General features: G+C 72.7%; 10 protein-coding genes. 6 read left to right on the forward strand and 4 right to left on the reverse strand.

The genetic code is table 11. From position 1 onward, the window contains the following. Positions 1-208: 208 nt before the first annotated feature. Positions 209-2,824: a replicative DNA helicase gene (gene dnaB, locus BM142_RS12295; protein WP_092198755.1), complete on the forward strand. Its 2,616-nt coding sequence runs from the start codon at positions 209-211 to the stop codon at positions 2,822-2,824. A gap of 242 nt (positions 2,825-3,066) precedes the next feature. Here the strand turns inward: dnaB and BM142_RS12300 are convergent, their stop codons facing one another. After that, the gene (locus tag BM142_RS12300; protein ID WP_092198758.1) at positions 3,067-3,831 is read right to left on the reverse strand and encodes a GNAT family N-acetyltransferase; all 765 of its coding nucleotides are present in this window, start codon (positions 3,829-3,831) and stop codon (positions 3,067-3,069) included. A gap of 116 nt (positions 3,832-3,947) precedes the next feature. Here BM142_RS12300 and BM142_RS12305 point away from each other — a divergent pair, with 116 nt between their 5' ends. Continuing rightward, positions 3,948-4,934 carry a DUF2804 domain-containing protein gene (locus BM142_RS12305; protein WP_092198761.1) on the forward strand — a complete coding sequence of 329 codons (987 nt, stop codon included), beginning with the start codon at positions 3,948-3,950 and terminating at the stop codon, positions 4,932-4,934. Positions 4,935-5,008: 74 nt separating this feature from the next. Here BM142_RS12305 and BM142_RS12310 read toward each other — a convergent pair whose 3' ends face one another. Continuing rightward, positions 5,009-6,202, reverse strand: a complete 1,194-nt coding sequence (locus BM142_RS12310; RefSeq protein ID WP_092198764.1) for a fatty acid desaturase family protein — start codon at positions 6,200-6,202, stop codon at positions 5,009-5,011. Between the two features lie 79 nt (positions 6,203-6,281). Next, positions 6,282-7,379, reverse strand: coding sequence for a ferredoxin reductase (locus BM142_RS12315; RefSeq protein ID WP_092198767.1), 1,098 nt, complete (start codon positions 7,377-7,379; stop codon positions 6,282-6,284). Positions 7,380-7,472: 93 nt separating this feature from the next. Here BM142_RS12315 and BM142_RS12320 point away from each other — a divergent pair, with 93 nt between their 5' ends. The 4 genes from BM142_RS12320 to BM142_RS12335 all read left to right on the forward strand — a co-directional run bounded on the left by BM142_RS12320 (position 7,473) and on the right by BM142_RS12335 (position 10,810). Then, a complete protein-coding gene (locus BM142_RS12320; RefSeq protein ID WP_092198770.1) occupies positions 7,473-8,684 on the forward strand; it encodes a helix-turn-helix domain-containing protein in 1,212 nt (403 codons plus the stop codon). Beyond that, entirely contained in the window at positions 8,681-9,274 is a 594-nt protein-coding gene (locus tag BM142_RS12325; protein ID WP_092198773.1) for an RBBP9/YdeN family alpha/beta hydrolase, read from the forward strand. Before BM142_RS12320 ends, BM142_RS12325 begins: the two co-directional genes overlap by 4 nt. Beyond that, the gene (locus BM142_RS12330; protein WP_092198776.1) at positions 9,271-10,170 is read left to right on the forward strand and encodes a hypothetical protein; all 900 of its coding nucleotides are present in this window, start codon (positions 9,271-9,273) and stop codon (positions 10,168-10,170) included. Before BM142_RS12325 ends, BM142_RS12330 begins: the two co-directional genes overlap by 4 nt. Before the next feature lie 118 nt (positions 10,171-10,288). Then, positions 10,289-10,810, forward strand: a complete 522-nt coding sequence (locus BM142_RS12335) for a hypothetical protein (protein WP_092198779.1) — start codon at positions 10,289-10,291, stop codon at positions 10,808-10,810. Positions 10,811-11,096: 286 nt separating this feature from the next. Here the strand turns inward: BM142_RS12335 and BM142_RS12340 are convergent. Next, the coding region (locus BM142_RS12340; RefSeq protein WP_139228870.1) for an HNH endonuclease signature motif containing protein at positions 11,097-11,544 on the reverse strand (448 nt) is incomplete at its 5' end.

Consider the following 11,544-nt stretch of genomic DNA (forward strand, 5'->3'; position numbering starts at 1 on the left):
ACGCACCCCCCTCCGGCTTCCTAACGTCCTCCCCAGCTGCCGCCGGGCGCCGAATCCGGCTCGGTCCCTCCGTGGGCCCCGTCCAACTTGTCAGTGCCCGGCGGTAGCAATGACCCGAACACACGTTCGGTCCGGCGGTGCCCGCCGAGCTCCGGCTTCCCCTCGGAGTGGTGGTGCGGGCGCGCCTGCGCGAGATGGAGGAATACCCGTGGCGGTGGCCGACGACTTCAGCCGGCCCTCAGCGACGGCGCCGGCCTACGACCGGCAGCCGCCGCAGGACATCCCCGCCGAGCAGTCCGTGCTCGGCGGCATGCTGCTCAGCAAGGACGCGATCGCCGACGTCGTCGAGGCGCTCCAGGGCCCCGACTTCTACCGGCCCGCGCACCAGGTCATCTTCGACTGCGTCCTCGACCTCTACGGCCGGGGTGAGCCGGCCGACGCGATCACCGTCGCCGCCGAGCTCAACCGCACCGACCAGCTGTCCAAGATGGGTGGCGCGGTCTACCTGCACACCCTGATCGCCTCCACGCCGACGGCGGCCAACGCGGGCTACTACGCCGCCATCGTCGCCGAGCAGGCCGTCCTGCGGCGCCTGGTGGAGGCGGGGACCCGCGTGGTGCAGCTCGGCTACGGCGCGGCCGGCGGCAAGGGCGACGTCGACGACATCGTGGACCGGGCGCAGCAGGAGATCTACGACGTCACCGAGAAGCGGATGAGCGAGGACTACTCGCGCCTCGAGGACATCCTGCAGCCCACCATGGACGAGCTGGACGCCATCGCCTCCCGCGGTGGCGTCAGCCGCGGCGTCCCGACCGGCATCCGCGACCTCGACGAGCTCACCAACGGCCTGCAGGCCGGGCAGATGATCGTCATCGCGGCCCGTCCCGGTGTGGGCAAGGCCCTGGCTCTGGACACTCCGATCGCCACGCCGGACGGTTGGACGACGATGGGCGAGGTCGCCGTCGGTGACCGCGTCATCGGCTCTGACGGTCGGCCCACGACGGTGGCCGCCGCCACCGACGTCATGACCGACCGCCCGTGCTACGAGGTGCACTTCTCCGATGGGTCGGTCATCGTCGCCGACGCCCAACACCAGTGGCTCACCGAGACGCGCGCCAGCCGCCAGTCGGCCCAGGCCGCGGCGACGGGCTACAACCGCTATCGCAATCAGAAGACATTCGCCGAGGTGCGCACGACCGAGGACATCGCCCGGACCGTGCGGTGCGCGACGAAGGACGCCCGGCTCAACCACTCCGTGAAGAATGCGGCCCCACTGGACCTGTCACCGGCCGATCTCCCCGTACCGCCCTACGCGCTGGGTGTGTGGCTGGGCGACGGCACCTCTGCGGCGGCGCAGTTCACCAGCGCAGACCCGGAGATCGCCCTTCACATCGAGAGCGAAGGCCTGGTCGCCCAGCCCGCGGGCGTGGACCGCCGTTACTCGCTGCAGCTCCCGCCACGCGTCTGGACCGAGGACCGCACCTGTCCGATGTGCGGTGAGCGATTCGTCCCGGCGACGTCGCAGGTGCAGACGTGCGGGAAGACCTGCGGCGGCGCGCTGCGGGCGGCCGGCGGCGTCGGGCGGCAGGCTTCCTGCCTGGACTGCGGGGGTGCATCCTCCGGCATGGCGCAGTGCCAGGCCTGCCGTGACGATCACGGCACGGTCAAGGCGCTCCTCCGTGGCCTCGGCGTACTCGGCGACAAGCACATCCCGACGCGCTACCTGCGGGGCTCCATCGCCCAGCGGAGGGCGTTGCTCGCCGGCCTGCTCGACACGGACGGAACCGTCGCGCCTAGCGGCGTGGTCCAGTTCGCCGTAACCAGCCGGCGACTGGCCGAGGACGCCCGGGAGCTCATCGCGAGCCTGGGCTACCGCGTGCGGCTCAGCACGAAGCCGGTGCGCGGCCGCACGGAGAACTCCTCCACCTGCTTCACGCTGACCTTCAGCACCGACGACGAGGTCTTCAAGCTTGAGCGGAAGAAGCTGCTGCACAAGGAGCGCGGGGCTCGGACCTTCACCTCCCGGGGCAGCCGGTTCATCACCGACGTGCGCGAGATCCCGTCGGTGCCGGTGCGTTGCATCCAGGTCGATGCGGCGGACCACCTCTTCCTCGCCGGCCGGAGCTTCATCCCGACCCACAACTCGACGCTGGGTCTGGACATCGCCCGGTCGGCGTCGGTCAAGCACCACCTGCCCGCCGCCATCTTCAGCCTGGAGATGAGCAAGCACGAGATCACCATGCGTCTGCTGTCGGCCGAGGCGAAGGTGCCGCTGCACCACATGCGCGCCGGCTCGCTGTCGGACGAGGACTGGTCGAAGCTGGCCCGCCGGATGGGCGAGATCGCCGACGCGCCGCTCTACATCGACGACTCGCCCAACATGACGATGATGGAGATCCGGGCAAAGGCGCGGCGGCTCAAGCAGCGCAACGACCTCAAGCTCGTGGTCATCGACTACCTGCAGCTGATGACGTCGGGCAAGCGGGTGGAGAGCCGTCAGCAGGAGGTCTCGGAGTTCTCCCGTGCGCTGAAGCTGCTGGCCAAGGAGCTCGAGGTCCCGGTCATCGCGATGTCGCAGCTCAACCGTGGCTCGGAGCAGCGCCAGGACAAGAAGCCGATGCTGTCGGACCTGCGTGAATCCGGCTCGATCGAGCAGGACGCCGACATGGTCATGATGATCCACCGCGAGGACATGTACGAGAAGGAGTCCCCGCGAGCCGGCGAGGCCGACATCATGCTGGTGAAGCACCGCAACGGCCCGACCGCCAACGTGACCGTCGCCTTCCAGGGTCACTACAGCCGCTTCGTGGACATGGCCAACTAGCGCTCGGAACTCCACCCCCAGGAGGCCCGGGACCGCGCCGGTCCCGGGCCTCCGCTGCTCGAGCAGGCCTCGGGAAGGGGCGTCAGCCTCGGGTAGGGGCGTCAGGGCTGGGGCGTCGGGGCTGGGGCGTCGGGGCCAGGGCGTCAGGGCTGGCGCGTCAGGGCCGGGTCGTCGGGGCCGGGTCGTCGGGGCCGGGTCGTCGGGGCCGGGTCGTGAGGGCTGGGGTCTCAGGGACCCGGCGCTCAGGACTCGAGCATCCAGGGTATCGTCCCGGCGACCGGGTGGAAGCCCATCCGCTCGAGGATGGGCCGGCTGGCGGGCAGCGCGTCCACCTGCAGGTAGTGGACGCCGCGGTCCCGGGCAAGGACGGCGCGATGTCCCACCAGGGCACGGAACACGCCTCGGCCGCGCCATTCGGGCAGCGTGCCGCCACCCCACAGGCCGGCGAACTCGGTGCCCTCGTGGAACTCGATCCGGCCGGCCGAGACGGCGACGTCCCCGGCCCACGCAACCACCGCCTCGACCGGCCGCGGCCGCAGCCGCAGCGAGGCGCGCACCGCCTCGGCGGTGCCCAGGTGCACGGACCCGAACACCGTCCGCTGGACGTCGACCATCGCCGCGATCCCGGCGTCGTCCGTCACGGCCGCCAGGCGCACCCCGTCGGGGGCGGCTACGGGCAGGTCGAGCTCGGCGACGTCGGCGATCATCACCGTCTCGGCCGGCTCCGCCCGCAGGCCGGCCGCTCGCAGGCGCTCCGGCAGGTCCGCGGGACGGTCGTGCGAGTACAGCTTCCACTCCAGCGACCCCGCGGCCCGGGCGATCTCCGCGGCGATCACCGCGTCGGCGTCGGCCTCGCTCAGGTCGCTCCAGACGACGGCGGCCCACCGGGAGTCCGTTCCTACCGTGCGGGTCACGCGGGTCGTGCACTCCACCCGGGTGCCAGGCCCGGCGACGGGGCGCCGGCGCATCTGCTCGTCGAAGGCCGCGAGTGCGGCAGGAACGTCCACGGCGGCATCCGAGCAGCCGGGCGGTGTCGGCGGCAAGGGAGTTCCGGGTTCGGCGGACGTCGGCCACTCCTGGTTCCACGGGAAACATGGTCCGGGAGCCCGGCTAGCGTGCCCTGGTGCCCACCGTCGAACGCGAGATCACCGAGCCCGTCGACCTCTGCGGCCCCGACGGGAGGCTCGACCCGTCAGCGGTGGGCTGGACGCGTCGCCCGCTGCACCGGGCCAACGTGCGCGGCTGGGGACGCACCAAGCGCTGGGAGTACTGGGGCGTCGCCACCCCCACGCACGTGGTCGGGCTCGTCCTCTCCTCGCTCGACTACGCCGGGGTGCACAGCCTCTACCTGCTCGACCGGCGCACCGGGCGGGAGATCGTGCGCGAGGCCGTCGTCCCGCTCGCCCGGGGAGCCGTGCTCCCGGACCGCAGCGGCGTCGGGACGGCGTCGGTGCGCACCCGGGCGCTGTCCCTGGAGTTCGCGACCCGCGCGGACGGAGTGACCCTGCGGGCGGAGGCCGACGACGTGCTCGTCGACCTGGCCGTCGTCCGGCCGGCGGGGCAGGAGTCGTTGGGTGTGGTCGTGCCGTGGAGCGCGCGGCGGTTCCAGTACACCGTGAAGGACGTCGCCCTGCCGGTGACCGGGCGGCTCGTCGTGGCCGGCGAGGAGGTGACGGTCGAGGGGCCGGCGGCGTTCGCCGTCCTGGACCACGGCCGGGGGCGGTGGCCCTACTCGATGACGTGGAACTGGGCGGCCGGGAGCGGGCCGGGCGGGAACGGGCTCACCCTGGGCGGGCAGTGGACCGACGGCACCGGGATGACGGAGAACGCGGTGCTCGTCGAGGGCCGGCTGCACAAGGTCGGCGCGGAGCTGCGCTGGGAGTACGATCGCACGGACTGGCTGCGGCCCTGGCGGATCACCGGCGGCGGCCTCGACGCCACGGTCACGCCGTTCCACGAGCGGAGCGCCCGGACGAACCTCCTGGTGGTCGCGTCGGAAACCCACCAGTGCTTCGGCGAGTTCACCGGGTGGGCGACCACGGACGACGGTGCGCGGGTGTCGCTGGACGGGCTGACCGGCTGGGCGGAGGAGGCCCGCAACCGCTGGTGAAGCGGGCGCAGTGGACCGCAGAGGCCCAGAACCATGACGGTTCCGGGCCTCTGCGGTGCAACGCTCCGGTTCGTTCAGGCGGCGCGGGACAGCTCGCGCCGGACCTTCTTGCCGCCGGTGGTCATCCGGACCAGCTTGACGACCTGTGCCGGGGCGTTCTTCGGCGTGGTCTCGGCGAGCCAGCCGTTGGGCAGCGACAGCCGGATCACCTTGTGCCAGGCGCTGGCCACCTGCTTGTAGAGCGGGGCCGAGTGATAGGTCAGCCCGTAGCGGTCGAAGATGTCCTTCACCTTGGGGGCGATCTCGGCGTACCGGTTGCTGGGCAGGTCGGGGAACAGGTGGTGCTCGACCTGGTGGCTCAGGTTGCCGGTCATGATGTGCATGGCCTTGCTGCCGGAGATGTTCGCCGAACCCAGCATCTGGCGCAGGTACCACTCGCCGCGGGTCTCGCCCTCGATCGAGCTCTTCTCGAAGGTCTCCACCCCCTCGGGGAAGTGCCCGCACATGATCACCGAGTGCGACCAGAGGTTGCGGACGACGTTGGCGGTGAAGTTCGCCGCCAGGGTGGGCAGGAACGACGGGCCGGACAGCGCCGGGTGGATGACGTAGTCCTTGGTCGCCTGGTTGCGGATCTTCTTCAGCACCTGCTTGGCGGCGGCCCGGAACTTCGGGTCGTTGCGGCGCTTCTTGGTGGCCAGGTTCTTCCCCAGCTCCAGGTCGTAGGCCGCGATGCCGTACTCGAAGAAGCAGGCGTTGACGAAGTTCCAGAGCGGCTGCGCCAGGTAGAGCGGGTGCCACTTCTGGTCCTCGTCGACGCGCATGATGCCGTAGCCGAGGTCGTTGTCCTTGCCGATCACGTTCGTGTACGTGTGGTGCAGCTCGTTGTGCGAGTGCTTCCACTGCGCGGCCGGGCTGGCCATGTCCCACTCCCACGTCGTGGAGTGGATCTTGGGGTCGCGCATCCAGTCCCACTGGCCGTGCAGGATGTTGTGCCCGATCTCCATGTTCTCGAGGATCTTGGCCAGCGACAGGCCGGCGGTGCCCACGAACCAGGCCGGCGGGAACATCGAGACCAGGAGCACGGCGCGGCTGCCCAGCTCCAGCTTGCGCTGGACGTCGATGACCCGGCGGATGTACTTGGCGTCGTCCTCGCCCAGGCTGTCGCGCACCTCCTGGCGGATGGTGTCGAGCTCCTTGCCGATGATCTCGATGTCCTCGGCGGACAGGTGCGCGATCGGGTTCTCGGGCTTCTTCTGCAGAACGGTCATGGATCCGTCTCCTGAGTGTCGGGGCGGTCGGTGGTCGGGGAGCTGGACTCGGCTCGGTGGTCGGGGAGCTGGACTCGGCTCAGTGGTCCACGGTGCACGCGCCGGCGGCGGCGCTCACGCAGGTCTGGACGAGCACGCCGTCGCCGGGTGCGGCGACGGTCAGCTCGCCGTTGCGCAGGTCGCGGACGGCGCCCTCGCGCAGGGGGAGGACGCAGCCGTAGCAGATGCCCATGCGGCAGCCGCTCGGCATGAGGACGCCGGCCTCCTCGGCGGCGTCGAGGATCGGGGTGGCCCCGTCGGCCTCGAGCGTGGTGCCGTTCTTGCTGAAGGTCACGGTGCCGCCCTCGCCTGTGACGACGACGGAGGGGCGGAAACGCTCGGTGTAGAGCCGGTCGGCGAGGCCGGCTTCGGCGAAGTGCTCCTCCAGCGCCTCGAGCATCCCCACCGGGCCGCACGCCCAGGTGGCGCGCTCGTGCAGGTCGGGGACCAGTTCGGCGATGGAGCGCGCGTCGAGCATCCCGGCGCTGTCGGTGTGCTGCTCGATCAGCCGGATCCGGCCGTCGGCGGCCATGCGGCGCAGCTCGTGGCCGAAGACGACGTCGTCGGCCGTGGGCGCCGAGTGCACCAGCACCACGTCGGTGAGCTCGGGGTGGTTGCGCAGGATGCCCATGACCGGGGTGATGCCGGACCCGGCGGTGACGAACAGCGCCTTCTCCGGACGCTCGTCGGGCAGGCAGAACTCGCCGGCCGCCTGGTCGAGCTGGACGATCGTGCCCGGCCGGGCACGGTGCACCAGGTGGTTGCTGACCTTGCCCCCGGGGATGGCCTTGACGGTGACGCTGATGCAGCCGTCGTTCCGGGTGAGGTCCGAGGTCAGCGAGTAGGCGCGCCACTGGCGGACGCCGTCGACGTCGATGCCGATCCGGATGTACTGGCCGGGGCGGTGCGGGCGCCAGCCCCGGCCCGGGCGGAGAACGATCGTGGCGGCGTCCCGCGTCTCGGGCCGGATCGCCTCGATGCGGCCGCGCAGGTCGGCGCCGGAGCGGAGCGGATCGACGAGGTCGAGGTAGTCGCTGGGGAGCAGGGGCGTGGTCACCAGCTCGGCGAACCTCAGCACGCGGTCGCGCAGGGCGACGCGCGGCGCAGCCGTGGTCGGACGCGGATCGGTGGTCGTCATACATAGAGACTTGTCCAGCCCAGGGCGTAGATACCTGTGTGACGGACGTGAATCGGTCGGTAGGTTCTGTTCCCTGCGAACAAGAGGGGTGGCATGACGACCGAGCCGACCGCGATCCCCGGGGACGTCGCGCGCGCCATGCGGGACGACCTGTCGTCGGTCGCCGAGCGCACCGTCGCCGAGATCATCGTCGAGGTGCCGAGCTACGCCGACGCGTTCACCGGGAGGATGGGCCAGAAGATCGGCAACGCCGTGGAGCTGGCGCTCGGCGGGTTCCTCGAGCTGGCCACCGCGAGCACCGGCGCGGACCCGAGCACCCCCATCGGCCCCGCGCTGGCGGCCGCCTACGACCTGGGCCGCGGTGAGGCCCGCAGCGGCCGTTCCATGGATGCGCTGCTGGCGGCCTACCGGGTCGGTGCCCGCATCTCCTGGCGGGAGATGAGCGCGACCGCGGTGGCCGCCGGGCTCTCGGTGGAGCAGCTGGCGCGCTTCGCGGAGCTGGTGTTCGCCTTCATCGACCAGCTGTCGGCCGCCAGCGTGGCGGGGCACGCCGACGAGCTGGCCACGACCGGGCGGGTCCGGCAGCGCTACCTCGAGCGGCTGGCCGCCCTGCTGCTGACCGGGGCCGCTCCCGAGGACCTGGCGGCCGCGGCGGAACGGGCCGACTGGGCGCCCCCGCGGACGCTCACCGCCGTGCTGCTGCCGGAGGGGAAGGTCCGCGGCGCCATGGTGTCCCTTGACGGGCGGACGCTGCGGGCGGCCGACGACGTCCGGGACCCGTCCGGCGCGGGGGAGCTGGTGGTGCTCCTCGTGCCCGACGCCGAGGGCCGGTCGCGGCCGGCGCTGCTCCGCTCGCTCGACGGGCGGGACGCCGTCGTCGGCCCGCCGCGGCCGTGGACGGAGGCGCAGGGTTCCTACACGCGCGCCCTGCGGGCGGTGCAGCTGGACCTGGTGGCCGAGGGCTCCGAGCCACTCGACACCGAGGCCCGGCTGGCCGATCTCGTGCTCCGGGCCGACGAGCCGGCGTTGGCGGACCTGCGGGCAAGGGTGTTGGCTCCGCTGGACGAGCTCTCCCCGGGGGCGCGCGAGAAGCTGACCGAGACGCTGCGTTCCTGGCTGATGCACCACGGGCGCCGGGACGCGGTCGCGGGCGAGCTGTTCGTGCACCCGCAGACGGTGCGCTACCGGATGGGGCAGCTGCGCGAGCTGTACGGGAAGCGGCTGGAGGAGCCGCGGACCGTGCTGGAGCTGACGCTCGCCCTGGGCGTCGCACCCGGACCGCCGTCGGCAAGGATCGACCCGTGACAGCCGGCGTCCTGATCGTGCACGGCTGGGAGAACCGGCGCCCCGAGGGGCACTGGCAGCGCTGGCTCGCGGGGGAGCTGGCCGACCGCGGGCTCGCAGTCCGCTATCCGCAGTTCCCGGAGCCGGACGAGCCGGTCCTCGCCGACTGGACGGCGCTGCTCCGCGACGAACTGGGCCGGCTGGACCCGGGGGGCGAACGGATCCTGGTCTGCCACAGCCTCGCCGTGCTGCTGTGGTGGCAGGCAGCGCCGGCCCTGGGTGCGCTGCAGCCGGACAGGGTCCTGCTCGTGGCCCCGCCGTCGGCCGACGTGCTGCGGTCCCATCCCGCGGTGCGGGCGTTCGCGCCGCCCGGCATCGAGGGCGCGGCCCCGGGCGACGACGTCCGCGGACGCGTCCGTCTGGTGGCCGCCGATGACGACCCGTACTTCCCGGGCGGGGCGGCACCGTTCTACGCGGACCGGTTCGGCCTCGACGTCGACGTGGTGTCCGGGGGTGCGCACCTGGACCTGCCGGCGGGTTACGGCGCATGGCCGGCGGCGCTGGACTGGTGCCTGGACCCGTCGGTACGCATCTCCGGGAGGCGGTCGTGACGGTGGATCTCGCGCGGGCGGCTGACTTCCTGGCGTCGTCGGCGCGGGTCCTGGACCGGCGGAGGTTCGACCTGCTGTTCGGGGACGGCGAGCCCGCCGCGGTGCCCGCCGCGGTGCTCGCGGCGGTCGATGCGTACCGCAACCCCGACGGCGGCTACGGGTGGGGCCTCGAGCCCGATCTCCGGTCGCGCACCAGCCAGCCAGGAGGAGCGCTGCACGCGCTCGAGGTCTTCGCCGACGTCGCGCCGGTGCTGACGCCCCGCGCGGTCGAGCTGTGCGACTGGCTGGACGCGGAGACGCTGCCCGACGGCGGGCTGCCGTTCGCCCTGCCGGTGCCCGACCCGGCGGCGTGCGCGCCCTTCTGGGCCTCGGCGGACTCCGGGACGTCGTCGCTGCAGATCACCGCGGTGGTGGCCGCGACCGCGCACCGGGTGGCCTCGGCGGATCCGGCGGTCGCCGGGCACCCCTGGCTGGAGCGGGCCACCGGCTACTGCCTGCGCGCCGTCCGGGACCTCGGGCCGGAGCCGCACGCGATGGTGCTCGCCTTCGCCGCCCAGTTCCTGGATGCCGCAGCGCCCGTCTCCCCCGAGGCCGGCGGTCTCGTCGACGTGCTGCGCCCGCACGTGCCCGCGGACGGGCTGCTGCACGTGGCCGGTGGCGCCGAGGACGAGTTCATGCGGCCGCTGGACATCGCGCCGCTGCCCGGTGGCCCGGCCCGGTCGCTGTTCGCCGCGGGGGTGGTGGACGCCGAACTCGAGCGGCTCGCCGCCGGGCAGCTGCCCGACGGCGGGTGGGGTGTCGACTTCGGCAGCTTCTCCCCCGCCGCGACCCTGGAGTGGCGCGGGCACCGCACGGTGCAGGCGCTGACCGTCCTGCGTGCCAACGGGGTGCTCTGAGCCGCCGGCGATTCACGGCGGCATGTCATGCCGGTCACAGGTTCCGCGCAGCTTCTCCCTCCAGCGTGAGCCGTGATCGACCCGACGCGGGTCGACCGGACACGACGGAGGACCGGACATGGACGACGACACGATGCAGGAGCCTGGGCGACCGGACCGTGCTCGGCGGGGTTGGGCCCGCTCGATCGCCCTGGTCGGTGGCGGGCTGGTGGCCGGCGGCATCCTCGCCGGGACGCTGACGGCCACCGCCGCGACCGACGAGGGCACCGCGGACGACGAGGGCGCCGCTGCCGACTGCCCCGGGGGGCGTGGGTCCGGCGGACCGTTCGGGGACGAGGAGGCGCTCACCGGTGACACGGCCACGTCCGTCGAGGAGGCGGTGCTGGACGAGTACCCGGACGCCACGGTCCGCTGGCTGCTGACCGATTCCGACGGGGCCTACCAGGCGCTCGTCCTGACGGCGGACGGAGAGCGCCTGCACGTCGAGCTCGACGAGTCGTTCGCGATCACCGACACCGAGGCCCACGCCGCCGGCAGCGGCCGGGGTCCCGGCCGCGGGTTCGGCCACGGCCACGGCCACGGAGGGTCCGACGAGGGCACCACGGATGACGGCACCACGGACGACGGCTCGGCGGACTGAACTGCCGGGACCCAACCACCGGGGTGGAGCAGGGGCTGAACCACCGAGGCCGAACCACCGGGGTGGAGCAGGGGCTGAACCACCGAGGCCGAACCACCGGGGCCGAACTACCGGGGCTGAACTACCCGGGCTGAACTACCGGGGTGGAGCAGGGGCTGAACCACCGGCGGTCCATTCGGGTTGATCACGGGCGGGCGCACGACCGGCGGTGACTGGCCGGTCGTGTGTCCTGTCCGCGCGTCAGTGCATGGGCCTTGGTGCTCGGGGGACGGAAGGCTCCGCCCGTTCAGAACGGTGGCGGGTCGTCGTCGGGCTCGTCGGGGTGGTCGTCCGGTGGTGGGTCGGGGTCCGGCTGTGGGGGTGGGCGGAGGCCGGGTGGTCGGGTGGTGCGGGTGATGCCGGACGGGCTGGTCACGTGCAGGGTGCCGTCGGGGTCCATGCGGAAGGTCCAGCCGCGGGCGAAGGTCTTGAGCCGGTGGTGGGAGCGGCACAGGCAGCAGAGATTGGTGCAGGTGGTGGCTCCGCCGTCGGCGTGCGGGATGACGTGGTCGTGGTCGGCCCAGCCGGCGCGTTGCCCGCAGTTGGGGGTGCGGCAGCGTCGGTCGCGGGTGCTGGTGAACCGGTGCTGGGCGGCGGTGGGTTCGTAGGCGTCGGTGGCCGGTGGCATGCCCAGCACCGGGCAGCCGCACCCCGCCGCGGAATCGCCAACGGAATCGCCCGTGGCGTCGCGGCCG

The organism is Blastococcus tunisiensis, from assembly GCF_900112815.1.
Lineage (GTDB): Bacteria > Actinomycetota > Actinomycetes > Mycobacteriales > Geodermatophilaceae > Blastococcus_B > Blastococcus_B tunisiensis.

Bases quoted from the DNA above. Each gene is read 5' to 3' on its own strand.
- BM142_RS12335 (WP_092198779.1), top strand. From the start codon at position 10,289: ATGGACGACGACACGATGCAGGAGCCTGGGCGACCGGACCGTGCTCGG.
- BM142_RS12310 (WP_092198764.1), bottom strand. From the start codon at position 6,202: ATGACCGTTCTGCAGAAGAAGCCCGAGAACCCGATCGCGCACCTGTCC.
- BM142_RS12320 (WP_092198770.1), top strand. From the start codon at position 7,473: ATGACGACCGAGCCGACCGCGATCCCCGGGGACGTCGCGCGCGCCATG.
- BM142_RS12315 (WP_092198767.1), bottom strand. From the start codon at position 7,379: ATGACGACCACCGATCCGCGTCCGACCACGGCTGCGCCGCGCGTCGCC.